19 protein-coding genes are annotated in these 21,070 nt (G+C 69.9%); 8 read left to right on the forward strand and 11 right to left on the reverse strand.

Features of this window, described 5'->3' with window-relative positions; all coding sequences use genetic code 11:
• The 3 genes from ntrC to dusB form a co-directional block, all read right to left on the reverse strand.
• Nucleotides 1-1,440 (reverse strand): nitrogen regulation protein NR(I), encoded by a 1,440-nt coding sequence (gene ntrC, locus AC1ROY_RS04920; RefSeq protein WP_493147480.1) that lies wholly within the window; start codon nt 1,438-1,440, stop codon nt 1-3.
• Nucleotides 1,437-2,597, reverse strand: a complete 1,161-nt coding sequence (locus AC1ROY_RS04925) for a two-component system sensor histidine kinase NtrB (RefSeq protein WP_493147481.1) — start codon at nt 2,595-2,597, stop codon at nt 1,437-1,439. The genes ntrC and AC1ROY_RS04925 overlap by 4 nt, the downstream gene beginning before the upstream one ends.
• Nucleotides 2,598-2,712: 115 nt before the next feature.
• A complete protein-coding gene (dusB, locus tag AC1ROY_RS04930) occupies nt 2,713-3,753 on the reverse strand; it encodes a tRNA dihydrouridine synthase DusB (protein WP_493147482.1) in 1,041 nt (346 codons plus the stop codon).
• A 113-nt stretch (nt 3,754-3,866) separates the two neighbouring features.
• Here dusB and AC1ROY_RS04935 point away from each other — a divergent pair, with 113 nt between their 5' ends.
• On the forward strand, nt 3,867-5,009 hold the full coding sequence (locus AC1ROY_RS04935) for a bifunctional 2-C-methyl-D-erythritol 4-phosphate cytidylyltransferase/2-C-methyl-D-erythritol 2,4-cyclodiphosphate synthase (protein WP_493147483.1): 1,143 nt from the start codon (nt 3,867-3,869) through the stop codon (nt 5,007-5,009).
• A 52-nt stretch (nt 5,010-5,061) separates the two neighbouring features.
• Here the strand turns inward: AC1ROY_RS04935 and AC1ROY_RS04940 are convergent, their stop codons facing one another.
• The gene (locus AC1ROY_RS04940; protein ID WP_493147484.1) at nt 5,062-5,808 is read right to left on the reverse strand and encodes an SDR family oxidoreductase; all 747 of its coding nucleotides are present in this window, start codon (nt 5,806-5,808) and stop codon (nt 5,062-5,064) included.
• 96 nt (nt 5,809-5,904) lie between these two features.
• On the opposite strand from AC1ROY_RS04940, the gene AC1ROY_RS04945 reads away from it, so the two are divergent.
• The 4 genes from AC1ROY_RS04945 to ypfJ all read left to right on the forward strand — a co-directional run bounded on the left by AC1ROY_RS04945 (nt 5,905) and on the right by ypfJ (nt 10,346).
• Nucleotides 5,905-6,807 (forward strand): AraC family transcriptional regulator, encoded by a 903-nt coding sequence (locus AC1ROY_RS04945; RefSeq protein WP_493147485.1) that lies wholly within the window; start codon nt 5,905-5,907, stop codon nt 6,805-6,807.
• 166 nt (nt 6,808-6,973) lie between these two features.
• Nucleotides 6,974-8,146, forward strand: coding sequence for a trans-sulfuration enzyme family protein (locus AC1ROY_RS04950; RefSeq protein ID WP_493147486.1), 1,173 nt, complete (start codon nt 6,974-6,976; stop codon nt 8,144-8,146).
• 117 nt (nt 8,147-8,263) lie between these two features.
• Nucleotides 8,264-9,442 (forward strand): acetyl-CoA acetyltransferase, encoded by a 1,179-nt coding sequence (locus AC1ROY_RS04955; protein WP_493147487.1) that lies wholly within the window; start codon nt 8,264-8,266, stop codon nt 9,440-9,442.
• A gap of 25 nt (nt 9,443-9,467) precedes the next feature.
• Nucleotides 9,468-10,346, forward strand: coding sequence for a KPN_02809 family neutral zinc metallopeptidase (gene ypfJ / locus AC1ROY_RS04960; protein ID WP_493148351.1), 879 nt, complete (start codon nt 9,468-9,470; stop codon nt 10,344-10,346).
• A 136-nt stretch (nt 10,347-10,482) separates the two neighbouring features.
• Here ypfJ and AC1ROY_RS04965 read toward each other — a convergent pair whose 3' ends face one another.
• Complete coding sequence (locus AC1ROY_RS04965) at nt 10,483-11,466, reverse strand: isopenicillin N synthase family dioxygenase (protein ID WP_493147488.1); 984 nt, start codon at nt 11,464-11,466, stop codon at nt 10,483-10,485.
• Between the two features lie 161 nt (nt 11,467-11,627).
• Here AC1ROY_RS04965 and AC1ROY_RS04970 point away from each other — a divergent pair, with 161 nt between their 5' ends.
• A complete protein-coding gene (locus tag AC1ROY_RS04970) occupies nt 11,628-13,208 on the forward strand; it encodes an ABC transporter substrate-binding protein (RefSeq protein WP_493147489.1) in 1,581 nt (526 codons plus the stop codon).
• Here AC1ROY_RS04970 and AC1ROY_RS04975 read toward each other — a convergent pair.
• From AC1ROY_RS04975 to AC1ROY_RS05000, 6 genes are all read right to left on the reverse strand, one after another.
• Complete coding sequence (locus AC1ROY_RS04975) at nt 13,203-14,177, reverse strand: Bug family tripartite tricarboxylate transporter substrate binding protein (protein ID WP_493147490.1); 975 nt, start codon at nt 14,175-14,177, stop codon at nt 13,203-13,205. The two genes, AC1ROY_RS04970 and AC1ROY_RS04975, sit on opposite strands and share 6 nt — an antisense overlap.
• Before the next feature lie 156 nt (nt 14,178-14,333).
• Entirely contained in the window at nt 14,334-15,350 is a 1,017-nt protein-coding gene (locus AC1ROY_RS04980) for an ABC transporter ATP-binding protein (protein ID WP_493147491.1), read from the reverse strand.
• Nucleotides 15,347-16,315 (reverse strand): ABC transporter ATP-binding protein, encoded by a 969-nt coding sequence (locus tag AC1ROY_RS04985; RefSeq protein ID WP_493147492.1) that lies wholly within the window; start codon nt 16,313-16,315, stop codon nt 15,347-15,349. The genes AC1ROY_RS04980 and AC1ROY_RS04985 overlap by 4 nt, the downstream gene beginning before the upstream one ends.
• Nucleotides 16,315-17,217 (reverse strand): ABC transporter permease, encoded by a 903-nt coding sequence (locus tag AC1ROY_RS04990; protein ID WP_493147493.1) that lies wholly within the window; start codon nt 17,215-17,217, stop codon nt 16,315-16,317. Before AC1ROY_RS04990 ends, AC1ROY_RS04985 begins: the two co-directional genes overlap by 1 nt.
• Nucleotides 17,217-18,197: an ABC transporter permease gene (locus tag AC1ROY_RS04995; RefSeq protein WP_493147494.1), complete on the reverse strand. Its 981-nt coding sequence runs from the start codon at nt 18,195-18,197 to the stop codon at nt 17,217-17,219. Before AC1ROY_RS04995 ends, AC1ROY_RS04990 begins: the two co-directional genes overlap by 1 nt.
• A 198-nt stretch (nt 18,198-18,395) precedes the next feature.
• The gene (locus AC1ROY_RS05000; RefSeq protein ID WP_493147495.1) at nt 18,396-19,472 is read right to left on the reverse strand and encodes an AI-2E family transporter; all 1,077 of its coding nucleotides are present in this window, start codon (nt 19,470-19,472) and stop codon (nt 18,396-18,398) included.
• Nucleotides 19,473-19,482: 10 nt separating this feature from the next.
• Here AC1ROY_RS05000 and AC1ROY_RS05005 point away from each other — a divergent pair, with 10 nt between their 5' ends.
• The gene (locus AC1ROY_RS05005; protein WP_493147496.1) at nt 19,483-20,172 is read left to right on the forward strand and encodes a DsbA family oxidoreductase; all 690 of its coding nucleotides are present in this window, start codon (nt 19,483-19,485) and stop codon (nt 20,170-20,172) included.
• 132 nt (nt 20,173-20,304) lie between these two features.
• Nucleotides 20,305-20,964 (forward strand): acyloxyacyl hydrolase, encoded by a 660-nt coding sequence (locus tag AC1ROY_RS05010; protein WP_493147497.1) that lies wholly within the window; start codon nt 20,305-20,307, stop codon nt 20,962-20,964.
• Nucleotides 20,965-21,070: the final 106 nt, after the last annotated feature.

Below are 21,070 nucleotides of genomic sequence, written 5' to 3' on the forward strand. Positions count from 1 at the left end.
TCATGAGAGCCCGCGCACGACCGGAAGCTCCAGGTCGCGCAGCTTCTTGCGCAGCGTGTTGCGGTTGAGGCCGAGCAGCGCAGCCGCCTTGATCTGGTTGCCGCGCGTGGCGCTGAGGGCGAGCCGCAGCAGCGGCCGCTCGACCTCGGAGATCACGCGGTCGTGCAGGTCGCGGATGGGCATGCCGTCCTTGTGGGCGGCCATGAAGAGCTTGAGGTGGCGCTCCACCGCCTGCTCCAGCGTCTCGCTGCTGCGCGGCGCGCCGTCCGCGGGCGCCTCGGCCTCGGCGAGCTCGGCGGCCACCGCCTCCTCGCCGATGATCTCCTGCGGGTAGAGGGCCGCGAGGCGGCGCATCAGGTTCTCCAGCTCGCGGGCGTTGCCGGGCCAGGCGTGGCGCTTCAGCCGCTCCAGCGCCTCGGGGCTGAGGGATTTCTGGGGCAGGCCCGCGGCACGCGCGCGATCGAGGAAGTGGCGGGCCAGGAGGGGGATGTCCTCCGTCCGCTCGCGCAGCGGCGGCAGGCGGATCGGCACGACGTTCAGCCGGTAGAAGAGGTCCTCGCGGAACAGCCCCGCACGGATGGAGGCGCGCAGGTCCCGGTGGGTCGCCGCCACGATGCGGACATTGGCCTTCACCGGCTGGCGGCCGCCGACCGTGGTGAACTCGCCCTCCTGCAGGACGCGCAGCAGGCGGGTCTGCGCCTCGGCCGGCATGTCGCCGATCTCGTCAAGGAAGAGCGTGCCGCCGGCGGCCTGCTCGAAGCGGCCGACGCCGCGGGTCAGCGCGCCGGTGAAGGCGCCGCGCTCATGGCCGAAGAGCTCGCTCTCGATCAGCTCGCGCGGGATGGCCGCCATGTTGATGGCGACGAAGGGGCCGGAGCGGCGCTTGCCGTAGTCGTGCAGGGCGCGGGCGATCAGCTCCTTGCCCGTGCCGCTCTCGCCCGTGACCATGACGGTGAGGTCGGCCGTCGTGAGGCGGGCGACGGTGCGGTAGATCTCCTGCATGGCGGCGCTGCGGCCGATCAGCGGCAGGCGCTCGCCCTCGGAATCCTCCTCGGGGGCCGAGGCGGTGGCAGGCTGCGCGAGGGCGCGCTCCACCACGCTCAGCAGCTCCTTCAGGTCGAAGGGCTTGGGCAGGTACTCGAAGGCGCCTCGCTGGGCGGCCTTCACGGCCGTGGTGAAGGTGGACTGCGCGCTCATGACGACTACGCGCAGGTCGGGCCGCACGCGCTTGATGCGGGGCAGCAGGTCGAGCCCGTTCTCGTCGGGCATGACGACGTCGGTCACCACCAGATCGCCCTCGCCATCCTCGACCCAGCGCCAGAGCGTGGAGGCGGAGGAGGTGGCGCGTACATTGTATCCCGCCCGCGTCAGGGCCTGGGACAGGACGGTTCGGATCGCGCGGTCGTCATCGGCGATCAGGATCGTTCGGGATTCGGTCATTCATCACTCTCATGGCCCGGCTCGCCGGGGGGCGGCGCCGGGAGGGACAGTCGGAAGGTGGTGCGGCCCGGGCGGCTGTCGCATTCGATCAGCCCGCCATGGTTGGCCACGAGCTTGGCGACCAGCGCGAGGCCGAGCCCCTGCCCACCCCGCTTGGTGGTCACGAAGGGCTCGAAGAGCGTGCTGCGCAGCGGCTCGGGGATGCCGGCGCCGTTGTCGCGCACCATCACCTGCAGCGGCAGGTGGACGCGCTCGTTGCTGCCGGGCACCGCGATGCGGACGCCGTGGTGATAGGCGGTGATGAGCTGGACCTCGCCGGGCCCGCCGCTGGCGCCGCCGGTGGAGACAGCCTCGGCCGCGTTCTTCACGAGGTTCAGCAGGATCTGCACGAGTTGATCACGGTCGCCCCAGACGGCGGGGAGCGAAGGGTCGTATTCCTCGCTGATCTTCAGGTGCGCGGCGAAGCCGCTCTGGGCCACGCGGCGGACGTGGTCGAGCACGGAATGGATGTTCACGGCGCGCGGCTCGATCGGCCGGTCGGAGAACATCTCCATCCGGTCCACCAGCTTGCGGATGCGGTCGCTCTCCTCCTGGATGAGGGTGCAGAGCTCGCGGTCGCCCTCGGAGGCGCCCTGCTCCAGCAGCTGGGCGGCGCCGCGGATGCCGGAGAGCGGGTTCTTCACCTCATGGGCCAGCATCGCGGCCATGGCGGTCGCGCCCCGCGCGGCGCCGAGGAAGTGGAGCTGGCGGTCGAGCATGGCGGCCGTCGAGCCGTCCTGCAGGGTCAGCACGACGCTGCCGGCCAAGTCGGTCATGGGCGCGCCGTAGGCGGAGACGCCGTGGCGGTGCAGGCGCGGGCTTTCCAGCGTCAGGTCGTGGTCGGCGACGGGGCTGTCCTGCACGCGGACCTGGTGCAGCAGCGCGAAGAGCCGGTTGTCGGGCGGCAGGAGCTCGGCCAGCGGCATGTTCAGCAGCGTCTGGCTCGAATGCTGGAAGAAGATCTCGGCGGCCGGGTTGGCGAAGCGGAAGCGGTCCTCGCCGTCGAGCACGATGGCCGGCATCGGCAGGGCGGAGAGGATGGTCGCCGATTCCGGCGGCGGCATCGCGCGCGGGCGGCGTGCGAGGGCGGCGACCTTGCCGATGACGCCGGTGGCCATCAGACTGCCTCCGATGGCCGGAGGGTGCGCAGCACCCGGAGGGCTGAATCGGCGGCCCGGGATCTCTCCGATGGCCGAAGGGTGCGCAGCGCCCGGAGGGCTGAATCGGCAGCCATCACGCGGCCTCGCGGAAGGGTTCTGGCGCCGCCTCGATGCCGCGCTCGATCAGCGAGCCGTAGTAGCGCAGCATCAGCGCCTCGGCCTCCTCCGGCGTCTCGACGCGGTTCACGACCGCGCGGTAGTCGGCGCTGCCCGGCAGGCCGCGCGAGTACCAGGCGATGTGCTTGCGGGCCATGCGCACGCCGTAGCCGGGGCTGTGATGCTCCAGCATGGCGCGGTAGTGGCGCAGGAGGATGGCCAGTTGCTCCTCGATGGTCGGATCGGGCAAGCGCGTGCCGTCACGCAGGAAGGCCGCGACCTGGCGCGGAAACCAGGGCCGGCCGTAGCAGCCGCGGCCGATCATGACGCCGTCGGCGCCGGAGCGGGTCAGCGCGGCCAGCGCATCGTCCACCGTCAGGATGTCGCCATTGGCGATGACGGGGATGTCCACCGCCGCCTTCACCGAGGCGATGAAGTCCCAATCCGCCACGCCCGTATAGAGCTGCTGGCGGGTGCGGCCGTGGATGGTGACCATCTTGATCCCGCATTCCTGCGCGATCCGCGCCAGCTTCGGCGCGTTGAGATTGCTGTGGTCCCAGCCCATCCGCATCTTCAGCGTGACCGGCACGCTCACGGCCTTCACCGTGGCCTCCAGGATGGCCGCGGCCCGGACCTCGTCGCGCATCAGCGCCGAGCCGGCGCTCTGGCCGAGGGCCACCTTCTTCACGGGGCAGCCGAAGTTGATGTCCACGATCGCGGCGCCGCGATCCACCACCAGCCGGGCCGCCTCGGCCATGACCGAGGGCTCGCAGCCGGCCAGCTGCACCGAGGAGGGCGCGCCGAAACCATCGGTCTCGGCCATCTTGAGGCTCTGCCAGTTCTCGCGGACCATGGCGGCCGAGGCGATCATCTCGCTGACCACGAGTCCGGTCCCCTCGGCCCGCGCCAGCCGCCGGAACGGGAGGTCGGTCACGCCGGACATGGGGGCCAGGATCACCGGCGTTTCGATCGTCACGTCGCGCGACAGCGCGATCGGGCGGAGACGGGTGCTCATCATTTGTGCAGCCATACGCAAATTGTCGCGCCACGTCCACGTCGGGCGTGCAGGTGGAATGCATTTCACCACCCGGCTTCCGCTACCGGGGCGATCTGGCCTATGCGGGTCGCGCAATGATCGCCGCTCTCCTCATGGCGGCCGGGCGCGGCGAGCGCTTCGGCGCGCCCGAACCCAAGCAATATGCCCGTCTCCTGGGCCGCCCGGTGCTGCGGGTGGCGGCCGAGGCGCTGCTGGCGGGCGGGCATGTGCGCCTGCTCCAGCCGGTCTGCGCCGCCGGCGAGGAGGGGCGCATCACGGAGATGCTGGAGGGGCTGCCGCATCTGCCGCCCGTGATCGGCGGGGCAACCCGCCAGGCCAGCGTGAGGGCCGGGCTGGCCGCGCTTGCCGGCCACGCGCCGGAGGTGGTGCTGGTTCATGACGCCGCCCGCCCGGTCATCCCGGCCGGGACCATCGAGGCGCTGCTGGCCGCGCTGGAGACCAGCCCGGGCGCCATCCCCGCCCAGCCCGTCTCCGACACGCTCAAGCGCGGCGTGGAATCCCGGATCGGCGAGACCGTGCCCCGCGCCGGCCTCTTCCGCGCCCAGACGCCGCAGGCCTTCCGGTTCGCGCCACTCCGCGCCGCCCATGAGGCCGCCACGGCCGAGGCGACCGACGATGCCCAGCTCCTCGAATGGCAGGGGGCAACCGTGGCGCTGGTCCCCGGCCATGAGAGCAACGTGAAGATCACCTTCCCAGAGGACCTCGCCCGCGTGGAAGCCTCCCTCCTCCCCCGCCTGATGCCCCGCATGGGCACCGGCTTCGACGTGCACCGGCTGGTGCCCGACCGGCCCCTGATCCTCTGCGGCGTCACCGTGCCGCACGAGCTCGGCCTGGACGGGCATTCGGACGCGGATGTCGGCATCCACGCGCTGTGCGACGCCATCTACGGCGCGCTGGCCGAGGGCGACATCGGCCGCCATTTCCCCCCGTCGCAGATGAAGTGGAAGGACGCCGACAGCGCGCAGTTCCTCATCCACGCCGCCGGCCGCATCGCCGCGCGGGGCGGCATGCTGGTGAACGCCGACGTCACGATCATCTGCGAGCGGCCGAAGATCGGCCCTCATGCCCCGGCCATGATCGCGCGGCTGGCGGAGCTGATGGGCGTCGAGGAGAAGCGCATCGGGGTGAAGGCCACCACCACCGAGCGCCTCGGCTTCACCGGCCGCGGCGAGGGCATCGCCGCCCAGGCCGCGGTGAGCCTGCTGATCCCGGACTGAGCGCCGGAGCCGGCCCTTCCGCCTTACGGCCTCCGGAAGACGCCGAGGTCGCTCATGCCGACCCGGCCAGCGCCACCGCGTCGGACCCCGCCGGATAGCGGAGCCGGCCGGTCTCGTCCGTTGCGGCGCGCCACACCGCCTCCGCCACATCCGCCTCCGTCGTCACCATCGCGGGGGGCTGCGCGAAACCCGCGAGAATCGGCGCCGCGAAGGGCATGTACGGTTCGGGAATCAGCTCCTCGATGCGGAGATCCGTGTTCTGCGTGAAGCGCGTGGTCGGCCCATAGCCGGGCTCGACCAGCCTGACCCGCACGCCGAAGCCCTGGAGCTCGTGGGCCAGCGAGCCGGTGAAGCCCTCGATGGCCATCTTGCTCGCGGTGTAGACCGACACCAGGGGGAACGGCGCCAGCACCGCGCTCGACGTCACATTCACCACCACCCCGGACCGGCGGGCGCGGAACCCCGGCAGCACGGCCTGCGTCATGGCCATCACGCCGAAGGTGTTGGTCTCGAACACCTCGCGGACCTTCGCCATCGGCGTGGCTTCGAGGGCGCCGAACAGGCCGATCCCGGCATTGTTGACGAGGACGTCGACGGGTCCGCTCGCCTCGATCGCCGCCGAGATGCTCTCCCGACTCGTCACGTCGAGCGGCAGCACGCGCAGGCGCTCCGACCGCGGCAGGATTTCGTCGCGCGGCCGGCGCATGGTGGCGATCACGCTCCAGCCCTGCGAATGGAAACGGCGCGCGGTCTCAAGACCGTAGCCGGACGAGCAGCCCGTGATGAGCACGGTTTTCATGGCGATCTCCTGATGGGTTCGGAGAGCGCCTTGTACCGGCCATGGATCGGACGATCTGCAACTGAAAATCCGTTTCTTGTTGCTATAAGTCCAATCGTGATCGATCCGCTCTCTGAAATCATCGCCCTGCTGCGGCCGCGCACCGTCTTCACCAAGGGCATCAGCGGCGCCGGGCGCTGGGGCGTCCGCTATGGCAGCTTCGGCCAGCCCAGCTTCTGCGCCGTCGTCGAGGGGAGCTGCCGTCTTGCCGTCGACGGCGAAGAGGCCCTCACGCTCGAGGCGGGGGACTTCGTGCTGCTGCCGACGACGCCCGCCTTCACCATCTCGGGCTTCGAGCCAGCCACGCCGGAATTCATCGACCCCAGGACGGCGCCGGCGCCGGAGGACGAGGTTCGCCACGGCACGCCCGACGGCCCCGCCGACGTGCGCCTGCTCGGCGGCTACGTCATCTTCGAATCCGACGACGCGGGGCTGCTGATGTCGCTTCTGCCCGGGCAGGTGCATGTGCGCGGCGCCGAGCGGCTTTCGGTCCTGGTGCGGCTCCTCACCGACGAAGCGGGCGAGCGGCGGGCCGGCCGGGACCTGGTGCTCGCGCGGCTGGCCGAGGTGCTGCTCATCGAGGCGCTGCGGTCGACGCAGCGGCCGGACGCGCCGCCGGGCCTGCTGCGCGGGCTGGGCGATGCGCGGCTGGCGGAAGCGATCCGGCAGATGCATGGCGATCCCGCGCACCCCTGGACCGTGGCCCAGCTCGCGAGGAAGGCCGCGCTGTCCCGATCGGGGTTCTTCGACCGGTTCACGCGCCATGTGGGCCTGCCGCCGATGGAATACCTGCTGGCCTGGCGCATGGCGCTGGCGAAGGACCTGCTGCGCCACGAGGAGATGGGGATCGCCGAGGTCGCCGAACGGGTCGGCTACGGCTCGGCGAGCACCTTCAGCACGGCCTTCAGCCGCCATGTCGGGCAGCCCCCGGGCCGCTACGCCCGCGCCGCCGCGGCGTAGCGGTCCGAGCCCCGTCGGAAAGGGCCGTTCGCGGCCCGTGCCGCGACCGGGGCTGCTGCGCCCCTCGGTGAAACCTGGCCACCCTGGACAGGGGGCAGGCCGTCACGCGATCCTCCGCGGGCCCGCTCAGGACCCCACCGGGCACGGCCAAGAAGCAGGAGCGGCGATGCGCAACAACCGGCAGGCCTTCGAGACCCGTGCCATTCACGCCGGCCAGCCGCCGGATCCGACCACGGGCGCGGTGACGGTTCCGATCTACGCGACCTCGACCTATGCGCAGGAAAGCCCCGGGGTGGACAAGGGCTATGCCTATGCCCGCACCCGCAACCCGACCCGCGACGCGCTCGAGCGCTGCATCGCCGATCTGGAAGAAGGCACCCGCGGCTTCGCCTTCGCCTCCGGCCTCGCCGCCATCGGCACGGTGCTGGAATGCCTGGACCAGGGCGCGCATGTGGTCGCCACCGATGACCTCTATGGCGGCACGGTCCGGCTGATCGAACGCGTGCGAGGCCGCTCGGCCGGGCTCACGGCGACGCTGGTCGACATGTCCGATCCCGCGGCGGTCGAGGCGGCCATCCGTCCGGAGACGCGGATGATCTGGGTCGAGACCCCGACCAATCCCCTGCTCAAGCTCGTGGACCTCGAGGCCATCGCCGGGATCGGCCGGCGCCGCGGCGTGCTCACGGCGGCCGACAACACCTTCGCCACCCCCTGGGCGCAGCGTCCGCTGGCGCATGGCTTCGACGTCGTCGTCCACTCCACCACCAAGTACCTGAACGGCCATTCGGACGTGATCGGCGGGGTGGCGGTGGTGGGCGAGAACCCGGAGCTGGCGGACCGCCTCGCCTTCCTGCAAAACGCGGTCGGCGCCATCGCCTCGCCTTTCGACAGCTTCCTCGTCCTGCGCGGCATCAAGACGCTGCCGCTGCGCATGGAGCGCCACTGCGCCAATGCGCAGCGCATCGCCGATTGGCTGCAGCGCCACCCTGCGGTGCGGCGCGTCCATTATCCGGGCCTGCCGGACCACCCGCAGCACGCGCTGGCACGGCGGCAGATGCACGGGTTCGGCGGCATGATCACCGCCGAGCTTGCCGCCGACCTCGCGGGGACGCGGCGCTTCCTGGAGCGCGTGGAGCTGTTCATCCTGGCCGAGAGCCTGGGCGGCGCGGACAGCCTGCTCGAGCACCCCGCGATCATGACCCATGCCTCCCTTCCGGCGGAACAGCGGCGCAGGCTGGGCATCTCGGACGGCCTCGTCCGCCTGTCCGCCGGCCTGGAGCATGTCGACGACCTGATCGCCGATCTCGATCAGGCCCTGGCTGGCGCGCTCCAGGGCTGAAGGCCGAAGGCCCGGCCTTGCCGCGCCCTGCCCGTCAGCGGAAAGGGCGCGCCTTCTCTGGATTCGTGCGACGGCAGGTTCCGGCGTATCCTCGTCCGGAACGGAGGAGCCCGAAACATGTCCGCACAGCACGACGCCGCCATCATCGGCTGGGCCCATAGCCGCTTCGGCAAGCTGGAGGAGGCACCCGACGCCGAGGCGCTGATCGGCCTCGTCGCGCGCGAGGCCATCGCCGATGCCGGGCTGGAGCCCCACGAGGTCGACGCCGTCTTCCTCGGCACCTTCAATGCCGGCTTCCAGCAGCAGGATTTTCCGTCGTCCCTGGTCTTCCAGGCCGTGCCGGAGCTGCGCTTCAAGCCCGCCACCCGCCTCGAGAACGCCTGCGCCACCGGCAGTGCCGCCATCCATGGCGCGCTCGACTTTCTGGGCGCGAAGCGCGGCAAGGTGACGCTGGTGGTGGGCGTGGAGAAGATGACCTCCACCCCCGGCCCCCGGGTGGGCGAGATCCTGCTCTCCGCCTCGCACCTCAAGACCGAATCCGGCATCGAGGCGGGCTTCGCCGGCGTCTTCGGCCGCATCGCCGAGGCCTATTTCCAGCGGCACGGCGACGCCTCCGACGCACTGGCCGCCATCGCCGCCAAGAACCACCGGAACGGCGTGGACAACCCCTACGCCCAGATGCGCAAGGACCTCGGCTACGAGTTCTGCCGCAACGAGAGCGAGAAGAACCCCTATGTCGCGCGGCCGCTGAAGCGCACCGATTGCAGCCTGGTCTCGGACGGCGCGGCCGCCCTCGTGATCGCCGAGGGCGACGTGGCGTCCAACGCCCGCCGCGCCGTGCGCTTCCGTGCGACGGCGCAGGTGAACGACTTCCTGCCGATTGCCCGCCGCGACATCATCCGCTTCGAGGGCGCGCGCGAGGCCTGGGCGCGGGCGCTCGACACAGCCGGCCTCAGCCTCTCCGACCTCTCCTTCGCCGAGGTCCATGACTGCTTCACCATCGCCGAGCTCATCGAATACGAGGCGATGGGACTCACCCCCGAGGGCCAGGGCAGCCGCGCGGCCCTGGAGGGCTGGACCGCCCGCGACGGCCGCCTGCCGATCAACCGGTCCGGCGGATTGAAGTCCAAGGGGCATCCAATCGGGGCGACCGGCGTTTCCATGCACGCCCTCGCCGCCATGCAGCTCACCGGCGAGGCGGGCGACATGCAGCTCCCCAAGGCCGACCGGGCCGGGGTGTTCAACATGGGCGGGGCCGCCGTCGCCAACTATGTGAGCATTCTCGAACGCGCCTGACGCGCGGAGGGCCTGCACCGTGCGGATGGACAACGAGCGCGAGAGCGCGAACGTCGAGGACCGCCGCGGCGGGGGTTTCGGAGGCGGCGGCGGACGCGGCATCTCCATCGGCGGCGCCGGTGGGATCGGCGGGCTGGGGCTGGTGGCGGTCATCGTCATCTCGCTGCTCTTCGGCGTCGATCCGAGCGTGATTCTCGGCGGGCTGGAGGGCGGCGGCGCGCCCTCGCCCGGCTATCAGCAGCAGCAGGCGCGCGGCCCCGCGCCGCCGCAGGAGGACGCCGCGGCGCGCTTCGTCAGCCGCGTGCTGGCCAGCACCGAGGATGTCTGGACCGCCGAGTTCGCCCGCTCCGGCCGGCAATATGCGGCGCCGCGGCTCGTGCTCTTCTCGGGCGCGGTGCAGTCGGGCTGCGGCGCGGCGCAGTCGGCCATGGGGCCGTTCTATTGCCCGAACGACCAGCGCGTGTACCTCGACCTCTCCTTCTTCCGCGAAATGTCGCAGCGGCTCGGCGCGCCCGGCGACTTCGCGCAGGCCTATGTCGTCGCGCACGAGGTGGGGCACCACGTGCAGAATCTGCTCGGCATCCTCGCGCGCAACCAGCAGATGCAGCAGCAGGCGGGCCAGCGGGACGCCAACGCCATCTCGGTGCGCACGGAGCTGATGGCGGATTGCCTCGCCGGCTACTGGGCCCGGCGGGCGAACGAGATGCGCAACATCCTGGAGCAGGGCGACATCGAGGAGGGCATGGGCGCGGCGGCGGCCGTGGGTGACGACCGCTTGCAGCAGCGCAGCCGCGGACAGGTGGTGCCGGAAAGCTTCACCCACGGCAGCAGCGCGCAGCGCGTGCAGTCGTTCAAGACGGGGATGGCGGCACAGGACCCGGGGGCCTGCATCAACCGGCGGTAGAATTGAGGGGGCTTTGCCCCCTCAAACTCCCCCAGCAGGGAACACGTTCCCTGCACCCTCATCAGTTAAAGGGTCCAGGGCCAAAAGCCCTGGCGGGGAGAGCGCGAGAGGGGCAGAGCCCCTCTCGCATCCAGCCTCAGGCGGCCTGGCTCTTCTGCAGGTGCGCGTAGTTCGTCCGCTGGAACCAGTCCGAATAGGCCTTCACCGTCATGGTCTCGTACTTCGGCGGGTTGCCGGGGGTCTGGCAGGTCGGCAGGCACTCGACCACCGTGTCCGGGTTGGCGTTCAGGAAGAAGGGGATCGCGTAGCGCTCCTCGCCCGAGCGGTTGATGGCGCGGTGCGGCGTCGAGACGAAGACGTCGTTCGACCAATGCGCCAGGATGTCGCCGGTGTTCACCACGAAGGCGCCCTCCATGTAGGGCACCTCGAACCAGGTGCCGTCCTTCAGCCGGATGGAGAGGCCGCCGACGGGATTGGGTGGCAGGAAGGTCGCGAAATTGCCGTCGGTATGAGGGGCGAGGCCGAACTCGTTCTCCTCCAGCGCCGGCGTGTGCGGGTAGTGCGAGAGCCGCAGCGTCAGGCCCGGCTGCGCGAAGGCCGCGTCGAACCAGCCGGCGGAAAGACCGAGCGCGCGGGCATAGATGGGCGTGAGGCTGCGCCCCAGCGCCTCCATCGCCGTCACATAGGCCAGCACGTCCTCGCGGAAGCCGGGCAGACCCTCCGGCCACTGGTTGCGCGACAGGCCCTCGCGGCCGACCTTCGCGGCCTCCTCCGGCGATTCCCGCTTCACGAAGAAGGCCTCGTTGAGGTTGGGCTTGGTGTTGAGGTTGACCTTGCTGGTGCGCGTGGTGCTGCCCTTCATCGGCAGGTAGCCAACGGTCTCCTGGTTCACCTTGATCGTCAGCTTGTCCTCGAGCGGCTGGTCGTGGAAGCGCTTCGCCGCGGCGAAGGTGCGCTCGATCAGATCCTTCGGGATGCTGTGGCCGGCCAGGAAGTAGAAACCGACCTGCTCGCAGGCGTAGCGCATCTCGCCCGCCACCCGCTCCAGCGCGTCCGTCTTCCCCGCGAGGAAGCCCGAGACGTCGATCACCGGCATGCTGCCGTTGATCATGCGGGGCATGCGGGGTTCGGGGGCGGCGGTCGGACTCATCGGGCGACTCCAAGTCATGATATGGACTGTCCGCCAGGCTAGCAATTTCCGCACCAAAACGAATTCGGCACCTTGCCGATGCACGGCGCGGCTGTTGTGATTGCGGCGAAGCTTTTGGAAAGGGCCGTCTCATGCGTCGTCGCCACCTCCTGGCCGGTGCGGCCGCCGCGGCCCTGCCCCTGCCCGTCACTGCCCAGCCGGCGCGCAGCCGCGTGCTCAAATTCGTGCCGCAGGCGGACCTCAGCGCGCTCGATCCCATCGCCGCCAGTTCCAATCCGACCCGCAACCACGCCTACATGGTCTACGACACGCTCTACGGGCTGGACGAGAACCTGCAGCCGCAGCCGCAGATGGCCGCCGGCCATGTCTGGGACGAGGACGGGCTGCGCTGCACCATCACGCTGCGCGAGGGCCTCGTCTTCCACGATGGCCAGAAGGTGCTGGCGCGCGACGCCGCGCAGAGCATCCGCCGCTACATGGCGCGCCAGCCCGCCTTCGGCGACAAGATGCGCGAGATCATCGCGGAGATCTCGGCGCCGGACGACATGCGCCTCGCGATCCGGCTGAAGCGGCCCTTCCCCTTCCTGATCACGGCCCTCGGCGTCGCCAGCGCCACCTCCTGCTACATCATGCCGGAGCGCATCGCGCAGACCGATCCCTTCCGGCCCTTCAGCGAGGTCGTGGGCTCCGGCCCCTATCGCTTCCTGCCCGACCAGTACCGCTCGGGCGCGGGCGCGGCCTATGCGCGCTTCGAAGGCTACGTGCCCCGGCCCGGCCCGCCGCGCGGGTTCACGGCCAGCATCAAGGAGGCGCATTTCGACCGCGTCGAATGGATCACCATGGACTTCGCCACCGCCGCCGCGGCGCTGCAGGCCGGCGAGATCGACTGGTTCGAGCAGGTGCCGGCGGAGCTGCAGCAGCTCCTCCAGCGCGACCGGCGCATCGCGATCTCGGCGATCGACGACAAGCCCTTCATGACGGCGATGCGCTTCAACCATCACACCTCGCCCTTCGCCGACAAGAAGATGCGGCAGGCCCTGCTGCCGGCCATCGACCAGGAAAGCTTCATGCAGGCGGTCATCGGCACCGATCCCGCCCGCTACGCGACGGATGTGGGCTTCTTCACGCCCGGCTCGCCGCTCGCGACCGACGTGGCGCTGGAGCCGCTGAAGGGCCCGCGCGACCTCAACCTCGCCAAGCGCCTGCTGCGCGAGGCCGGCTACAACGGCCAGCCCGTTCGCCTCGTCGGGCCGACCGACATCCTGGCGCCGGCGGCGGAGACGCAGGTGGCGGCTGATCTCTTCCGCCGCCTCGACCTCAACCTGGACCTGCGGCTGACCGACTGGGGCGGCATCGTCCGCACCGTGATGACCAACCGCAACCCGCTGGAGCAGGGCGGCTGGTCGGTCACCTGCCTGGCCTTCTCCTCCTACGACTTCACCTCGCCGGCCACGCAGAGCGTGCTGCGCGGCAACGGGTTCAACGGCTATGCCGGCTGGCCCGTGAGCGAGCGGCTGGAGACGCTGCGGGACAGCTTCTTCGAGGCGCGCGACCTGGACACGCAGAAGCGCATCGCCCGCGAGATGCAGGTGATCGGCATGGACGAGCTGCCCTACATCCCGCTCGGCGGCTACCGCTCGGTCAGCGCCATGCGCGGGCTGCGCGACCAGGTGAAGGGCTTCGCCATCTTCTGGGGCATCAAGCGGTCATGAATCGCCGGTCGCGCCGGTAAGGCGCACCAGCTCCTCCATCTGGATCACGTCCTGGCGCTGCATCTCGGCCATGACGGCTGCGTCGCCGCCCACGGGGATGTAGCCGAGCCCCTCCAGCCGCTCGCGCGTGCGCGGCGTGCGCACGGCCTCGGCGATCGCCCTGGACATGCGCTGAACCACGGGCTGCGGCAGGCCGGCCGGCCCGAAGATGCCGATCCAGCTGCTGAAGTTGTAGCCGGGCAGGTTCTCGGCGATGGCGGGGATGTCCGGCAGGCTCGGCATGCGCTCGGGCCGCGTGGTGGCGAGCGGGCGGATCTGCTCGGCGCGCGCGAAGCTCAGCGATTCCGCCAGCGGCGCGAAGAGCACGTCCAGCCGGCCCGCGATCAGGTCCTGCATGGCCGGCGCGCCACCGCGGTAGGGGATGTGGGTGAACTGCACGCCCGCCTTCTGCTCGAAGAGCGCGCCGGCGAAGTGCTGTGTGCTGCCGGGACCTGACGTGCCCATGTTGAGCTTGCCGGGATTGGCCTTCGCATGGGCGATGAACTCGGCGAGGTTGCGCACGGGCACGGAGGGATGCACCGCGAGCAGCGCGCCCGCCACCACGACCAGCGAGACCGGCGTGAAGTCGCGCACGACGTGGAAGCCCATGTTGCGGAACAGGAACTGGTTCGTCGCATGCGTGCCCACGGAGGCGACGACATAAGTGTAGCCGTCGGGTGCGCTGCGGGCGACGAATTCCGAGCCGATATTGCCGGAGGCTCCCACCCGGTTCTCGACGACCACGGGCTGGCCGAGCAGGCCGGAAATGCCGTCCGCCACGACGCGGCCCGAGCTGTCGGTGCTGCCGCCCGGCGCGAAGCCGACGACGAAGCGGATCGGGCGGTCGGGGTTCCAGCTGGCCTGTGCGCTCGCGAGCGAGGGCAGCAGGGGCGCGGCGGCGAGGGCACGCGCGAAGTCGCGACGGTTCATGGTTTCCTCCTTTGGTTGGAGGCAGCATAGACGCCGATCACCTGACGCTGCGAGAGGGCTTCGCGGCCGCCCGGCCCAAGGTGTTGGTTTCCAAAGGCCCTTCGGCCTTTGGTGGGGGAGTTTGAGGGGGGGGGGGGCAAAGCCTCCCTCAAGACGTCAGTCCCGCCCTTCCTCCACGGCGTGGCAGGCGACCATCGCGTCGTTCGCCGGCTTCATGACCGGCACCTCCGTGCGGCAACGCTCGTTGGCGAGCGGGCAGCGAGGGTGGAAGGTGCAGCCGGGCGGCGGCGAGATCGGGCTCGGCACCTCGCCGCCCACGGGGATGCGCTGCCGGCCGGTCATCTCCAGGTCCGGGATCGCCTCCATGAGGGCGCGCGTGTAGGGGTGGCGCGGCCGCTCGAAGAGGGATTCGGCCGGCGAGAGCTCCACCAGCTTGCCCAGGTACATCACGCCGATGCGGTCGCTCACCTGCCGCACCACGGCGAGGTTGTGGCTGATGAAAAGGTAGGTCAGCCCGAGCCGCGTCTGCAGCTCCTTCATCAGGTTCAGGATCTGCGCCTGCACCGAGACGTCCAGCGCCGAGGTCGGCTCGTCGCAGACCAGGAATTCCGGGTTGGAGCTCAGCGCGCGCGCGATGGAGATGCGCTGGCGCTGCCCGCCCGAGAACTCGTGCGGATACTTCTGGCCGTCCAATGGTGAGAGGCCCACCTGCGTCAGCAACTCGCCGACGCGGGCCAGGATGGCCTTCTTGTCCGACAGCAGGCGGAAGGCGCGGATCGGCTCGGCCACGATGTCCACCACGCGCCAGCGCGGATTCAGCGAGGCATAGGGATCCTGGAAGATCATCTGCATGCGGCTGCGCTGCGTGGAATCCGCGCGCGCCAGGGAGAGATCCTGCCCGTCGAAGAGCACCCGGCCGAAGCTCGCGCCGTAGAGGCCGACCACGAGGCGCGCGACGGTGGATTTCCCGCAGCCGCTCTCGCCCACCAGGCTCAGCGTCGTGCCCTTGGGGATGTCGAAGGAGATGCCGTCCACCGCGCGTAGCGTGCGGCGGCCCTCGCGCGCGATGAGGCGCTGCAGGATGGGCTTCGAGACGTCGAAGTGCCGCGCGACATTCTGCGCCGAGAGCATCGGCGTGGTGCCGGGCTTCACGCCGGAGACCGCCGCGCTCATGGCGCGGCCTCCGCGTAGAGCCAGCAGGCGGCGCGGGTGGTGCCGGCGTCCATCAGCTCGGGCCGGTCCACGCGGCAGCGGTCGAAGACCTGCGGGCAGCGGGGGTTATAGGCGCAGCCCCGCGGGATCGCGGAGAGCCGCGGCATGGAGCCGTCGATCTGCTGGAGGCGCTCCACACGCCGGTCGAGCGGCGGGATGGAGCCCATGAGGCCCTTCGAATAGGGATGCCGCGCGTGGCGGACGAGCTCGCGTACCGGGCCGATCTCGCTGATGCGGCCGGCATACATGACGGCGACGCGGTCGGCCGTCTCGGCGATGACGCCCATGTCGTGGGTCACGAGCATCATCGCCGTGCCCTTCTCGCGGGCCAGCGTCTTCAGCATGGCGATGACCTGCGCCTGGATGGAGACGTCGAGCGCCGTGGTGGGCTCATCGGCGACGATCAGCTTCGGCTCGGCGCAGAGGGCCAGCGCGATCACCACGCGCTGCCGCATGCCGCCCGAGAATTCGTGCGGGTAGGAGTCGATGCGCTCGCGCGCGGCCGGGATGCCGACCAGCTCCAGCCAGCCGATCGCCTTCTCGCGCGCCTCGCCGGGGCCGACGGGCAGATGCGTGGTGATCGTCTCCACCAGCTGCCGGCCGATGGTGTAGAGCGGGTTCAGCGTGGTCAGCGGGTCCTGGAAGATGGCGCCGATCTCGCGGCCGCGGATGCGGCGCATTTTTTCATAAGGCAGATTGTCGATGCGGCGGCCCTCCAGGAGGATTTCCCCCGACGCGATGCGCCCCGGCGGCTCCAGCAGGCCGATGATGGCCGCGCCCGTCATGGATTTTCCCGCGCCGCTCTCGCCGACGACGCCGAGCACCTCGCCCGGCGCGATCTCGAAGGAGACGTCGTCCAGCGCCACTAGCGTGCCGCGTCGGGTCGGAAACTCGACCCGGAGGTTCTTCACTTGCAGCAGGGACATCAGCGCAGCTTCGGATTGAGGGCGTCGCGCAACCAGTCGCCCAGCAGGTTGACGGAGAGCACCATCACGATCAGCGCAATGCCCGGAAAGATCGCGATCCACCACTCGCCGCTGAACAGGAAGTCGTTGCCGATGCGGATGAGCGTGCCCAGCGAGGGCTGCGTCGGCGGCACGCCCACGCCGAGGAAGGAGAGCGTCGCCTCCGAGAGGATCGCGAAGCTGAGGTTCAGCGTCGCGATCACCAGCACCGGCGACATCACGTTGGGCAGTACGTGGCTGCGCATGATCCGCAGCGGCGAGAGCCCGATCACGCGGGCCGCCTGCACGTATTCCTTGTTGCGCTCCACCAGGGTGGAGCCACGCACGGTCCGGGCGAATTGCGGCCAGTTGGAGATGCCGATCGCGAAGATCACCACGAAGAGCGCGATCTGGTCGTGCACCTCGCGCGGCACGGCGGCGCGGACCACGCCATCCACCAGCAGCGCCACCAGGATCGAGGGGAAGGTGAGCTGGATGTCAGCGATGCGCATCAGCAGCGAGTCGATCTTGCCGCCCATGTAGCCCGCCACGAGCCCGATCGTGACGCCCACGACCGTCGAGAAGATCACCGCGCAGAAGCCCACCATCAGCGAGACGCGCGCGCCGAACATGATGGCCGAGAGCATGTCCCGCCCCTGGTCGTCCGTGCCCAGCGGGTACATCGCATCGCCTTCGGCGTCCCAGGACGGCGGCTTGAAGGCGTCCATGAGCTGGAGCGAGGCAAGATCGAAGGGGTTGTGCGGCGCGATCAGCGGCGAGAACACAGCGCCGACGATGCAGATGAGCGCCACGATCGCCGAGATCACCGTGACCGGCGAGCTCCGAAAGCTCCACCAGATGTCCGAGTCGAAGAAGGCCTTCATCAATGGCCCCTCCCCCGGCCCACGCGCAGCCTGGGGTCCACCGCGTAATAGAGCAGGTCCACGATCAGGTTGATGGTGACGAAGACCACCGCGATCATCATGAGATAGGCCGCCATGACGGGGATGTCGGCCGCGCCCACGCTCTGGATGAAGAGCAGCCCCATCCCCGGCCACTGGAACACCGTCTCCGTCACGATGGCGAAGGCGATGATGGAGCCGAGCTGCAGGCCGGCGATGGTGATCACCGGCACCAGCGTGTTCTTCAGCGCATGGCCGAAATAGATGGCCCGGTTGGGCAGCCCGCGGGCGCGGGCGAACTTGATGTAGTCGGTGCGCAGCACCTCCATCATCTCGCTGCGCACCAGGCGCATGATGAGGGTCAGCTGCAGCAGCCCCAGCGTGATCGCCGGCAGGATCATCGCCTTGAGGCCGGAGATCGTGAGGAAGCCCGAGCTCCACCAGCCGATCCGGACCACGTCGCCGCGCCCGAAGCTCGGCAGCCAGCCGAGCCAGACGCTGAAGACAAGGATCAGCAGGATGCCGATGAGAAAGGTCGGCAGCGAGACGCCGATCAGGCTGAAGGTCAGCAGGAAGCGGCTCAGCCAGGAATGCCGGAAGAGGCCGGTGTAGATCCCCATCGGCACGCCCACGCAGAGCGAGATGAGGGCCGCGCAGACGGCCAGCTCCAGCGTGGCCGGCGCGCGCTCGGCGATCAGCTCCGCCACGGGGCGCGAGAGGCGGTAGGAGAGGCCGAACTCGCCCTGCAGGGCATTGCCGATGAATTTCGCGAACTGGATGAAGAAGGGCTCGTCCAGCCCGAGGTCGTGCACCAGGGCCGCGCGCTGCGCTTCGGTGAAGTCCTGCCCCAGCATGATCGACACGGGGTCGCCCACATAGGCGAACATGGCGAAGGAGATGAGCGAGACCACGAACATCACCGGCAGGGCCTGGAGGATTCGCGAGACGATGAAGGAGAACATCAGGCAGACGTCCGGCTGGGTGTTGTCTTCAATTCATCGCCGCCCATCTGACATGGGTGGAGCAACCGACCCCGCGCAGGTCGCGCGCCTGGCCCGCCGCCACACATATCCCGACAGCGCCGCGGCCTTGCGCCGCGACCCTCAGCACTCGCATCTTATGCTGTCTCCCGACCCGGGACGTTGCCCGGCAAACTTCCGCTATACGGTCTGCGGGGGCTCGGTGGAAGCCTCCTCGCGCTTGCCCGTCGCCCATTCCTTGATGAGCGAGTAGCCGATCGCGAGCAGCACCGGGCCCAGGAACAGCCCCAGGAAGCCGAAGGCGAAGACGCCGCCCAGCGCGCCCAGGATGGTCAGCAGCAACGGCAGGTCGGCGCCGCGGGCGATCAGCCAGGGCCGGATGAAATTGTCGACGGACGAGATGCCGAGCGCGCCGTAGAGCAGCATGAAGATGCCCCAGCCGATGCTGCCCGAGGCCATCAGCCAGATCGCCGAGGGCAGCCAGACCAGCGGTGCACCGACGGGCAGGATGGAGATCACGCCCGCGATCACGCCCAGCAGCACCGGCTGCGGCACGCCGGAGATCCAGAGGCCGATGAAGGTCATGAAGCCCTGGACCACCGCCGTGCCCAGCAGCCCATAGACCACGCCCCGCGTCACGTTGCCCGTCAGTTCCCAGAGCGGCGCGGCGCGCTTGCCCGCCACCTGCTCCAGAAGCGCATAGGCGTTCTTCGCGATCACGGCGCCGTCCCGGTAGAAGAAGAAGGCGAGCAGGATGGCGATCAGCATCTCCGCGATGCCCGAGAGCAGCGCCAGCAGCACGCTCAGCGCGGTCTGGGCGATCGTCCCCGCATAGGGCCGGAACACCGACACCAGCCGCGAGGTGTCGCCGGCCAGGGCCTGCCACCACTCGTTCAGGAACCCGCCGACGAAGGGGATCGCGAGGAAGACGCCCGAGAGGTCCGGCAGGCCCTCGGTGAAGATGCGCTCGATCCACTCGCGGATGCCGTCCACGTCCTCGCGCCGCACCGGCGTGGCGAAGACCAGCGGCAGGCCGATCACCAGGAACTCCACCACCACCATGACAACCGCGGCCGTGTTGGGACCGAGCTTCAGACGGTCGGTCAGCATGCGGTAGGCGGGCCAGGTGCAGAAGACCAGGATCACGGCCCAGAGCAGCGAGGAGATGAAGGGCTTCAGCACGAGGAAGCAGCCGGCCGCCAGCGCGGCCGCTGCGACGAGGGCGACCAGCCGCGCCAGCTGTTCCTTGGATTCCATGATCAGACCTTTGCCCGGAACCGGTTCGCGCTACAATGCGGTTGTGAACGTCCTCGCACCACCCCGGCCCAGGCTGTCCATCGAGGTCGTCTTCGACCTCGTCTGCCCCTGGTGCTACCTCGGCATCCGGCGGCTGATGCGCGTGCTGGCGGGTCGGCACGACATCCAGCCCGACATCCAGTGGCGGCCCTTCCTGCTGAATCCCGAGATCGCCCCCGGTGGCATCCCGAGGCAGGACTGGCTCACCCGGAAATTCGGCGGCGAGGACCGGGCGCGGCGGCTGCACGGCACCATCACCGACCTCGGCCGGGCCGAGGGGATCCATTTCCGCTTCGACATGGTCCGCCGCATCCCCGCCAGCCTCGACGCGCACCGGCTGCTGCGCTGGGCCTCCCGGCAGGACAATGTGGATCTGCTCGTGGAACGAATCTTTTCGGCCTATTTCTGCGAGGGGCTGGACATCGGGAGCCACGCCGCCCTCGCCCTGCTGGCCGGCGAACAGGGCTTCGACGCCGCCGCGGCCCTGCGCTTCCTTGCCGGCCCCGGCGAGATGGAGTGGGTGCACCTGGAGAACCTCCGCGCCCACCGCCTCGGCATCAACGGGGTGCCCTGCTTCCTGGTGGAGGGCGAGCACGCCATCGCCGGCGCCCAGGAACCGGAGGTGCTGGAACGGCTGATCGAGGTCGCCCTGGCCTTCTGAGACCGCCGAACGACGCAAACGTTCAAGGTCAATACGTGATTCACTGTATCTTTCCCTCGCTAACTCCTTGGCAGAATCGAGTTACGTGTCAAATTGTGACCGATCGGTCTCAATCGCCAGATTGCGAGGTTCATGGTGGCTCTTCTGTATCGCGGCTTCCCAAAGGCCCGCTTCGGCTGGTCCCTTTTCCTTCTCCTCCTCGCTGCCCTGACCCTCGCCCCTCCCGGCGCGCGGGCCCAGGACCGCATGCCCCGGCTCCATGCCGGCGACATCCCCGGGGGCTGGCTGAGCGAGCTGCGCTTCGGCGCCATGGCGCACGACCCGGGCTTCCTCGGCGGCAAGGAGAGCGGGGCGGACCTGAACGGCGAGCTGCTCTTCACCACGCCCGTTCCCCAGGCCTGGGTCCAGGGGGTCTCGCCGCGGATCCGGTGGCTGCTCCAGCCCCGGCCCCATATGGGCTTCCTGCTCAACACCTCCGGCGACACCAGCGCCGCCTATGCCGGCCTGACCTTCACCACCGCCCTCGCCTATGACGTCTTCCGGCCGGGCGACGCCATCCGATTCGACCTCTTCGGCGGCGGCTCGGTGAACGACGGGCTGCGCTTCAGCCGCGTGCCGGACCGCAAAGCGCTCGGCAGCAACACGCTGTTCCGGGTGGGCGGCGAGATCGGCTACCAGATCACGCCGCGCTATTCGGTCGCGCTCTACCTGGACCACATGTCCAATGGCGGGCTGGCGCATCGAAACCAGGGGTACAACACGCTGGGCCTGCGCTTCGGCGTCGGGTTCTGAGCGAGGGGGCTCCGCCCCCTCGCTCCCCCCCCCCCCCCCCCCGGGTTTTTTGCCCTTGGCCCCAAAACCCAGCGCACTTCCCCTGGGTTTGGACCTCCCACAAATT

Source organism: Roseococcus sp. GW821-FHT12F05 (genome assembly GCF_058806835.1).

Coding starts and splice junctions, on each gene's coding strand:
- AC1ROY_RS04985 (WP_493147492.1), bottom strand. CDS start 16,315: ATGTCCCTGCTGCAAGTGAAGAACCTCCGGGTCGAGTTTCCGACCCGA.
- AC1ROY_RS04965 (WP_493147488.1), bottom strand. CDS start 11,466: ATGCCCCGCATGATCAACGGCAGCATGCCGGTGATCGACGTCTCGGGC.
- AC1ROY_RS04980 (WP_493147491.1), bottom strand. CDS start 15,350: ATGAGCGCGGCGGTCTCCGGCGTGAAGCCCGGCACCACGCCGATGCTC.
- AC1ROY_RS04955 (WP_493147487.1), top strand. CDS start 8,264: ATGTCCGCACAGCACGACGCCGCCATCATCGGCTGGGCCCATAGCCGC.
- AC1ROY_RS04995 (WP_493147494.1), bottom strand. CDS start 18,197: ATGTTCTCCTTCATCGTCTCGCGAATCCTCCAGGCCCTGCCGGTGATG.
- dusB (WP_493147482.1), bottom strand. CDS start 3,753: ATGATGAGCACCCGTCTCCGCCCGATCGCGCTGTCGCGCGACGTGACG.
- AC1ROY_RS04990 (WP_493147493.1), bottom strand. CDS start 17,217: ATGAAGGCCTTCTTCGACTCGGACATCTGGTGGAGCTTTCGGAGCTCG.
- AC1ROY_RS04950 (WP_493147486.1), top strand. CDS start 6,974: ATGCGCAACAACCGGCAGGCCTTCGAGACCCGTGCCATTCACGCCGGC.
- AC1ROY_RS04940 (WP_493147484.1), bottom strand. CDS start 5,808: ATGAAAACCGTGCTCATCACGGGCTGCTCGTCCGGCTACGGTCTTGAG.
- ypfJ (WP_493148351.1), top strand. CDS start 9,468: ATGGACAACGAGCGCGAGAGCGCGAACGTCGAGGACCGCCGCGGCGGG.
- AC1ROY_RS04975 (WP_493147490.1), bottom strand. CDS start 14,177: ATGAACCGTCGCGACTTCGCGCGTGCCCTCGCCGCCGCGCCCCTGCTG.
- AC1ROY_RS04925 (WP_493147481.1), bottom strand. CDS start 2,597: ATGGCCACCGGCGTCATCGGCAAGGTCGCCGCCCTCGCACGCCGCCCG.
- ntrC (WP_493147480.1), bottom strand. CDS start 1,440: ATGACCGAATCCCGAACGATCCTGATCGCCGATGACGACCGCGCGATC.
- AC1ROY_RS04970 (WP_493147489.1), top strand. CDS start 11,628: ATGCGTCGTCGCCACCTCCTGGCCGGTGCGGCCGCCGCGGCCCTGCCC.
- AC1ROY_RS04935 (WP_493147483.1), top strand. CDS start 3,867: ATGATCGCCGCTCTCCTCATGGCGGCCGGGCGCGGCGAGCGCTTCGGC.
- AC1ROY_RS05010 (WP_493147497.1), top strand. CDS start 20,305: ATGGTGGCTCTTCTGTATCGCGGCTTCCCAAAGGCCCGCTTCGGCTGG.
- AC1ROY_RS05000 (WP_493147495.1), bottom strand. CDS start 19,472: ATGGAATCCAAGGAACAGCTGGCGCGGCTGGTCGCCCTCGTCGCAGCG.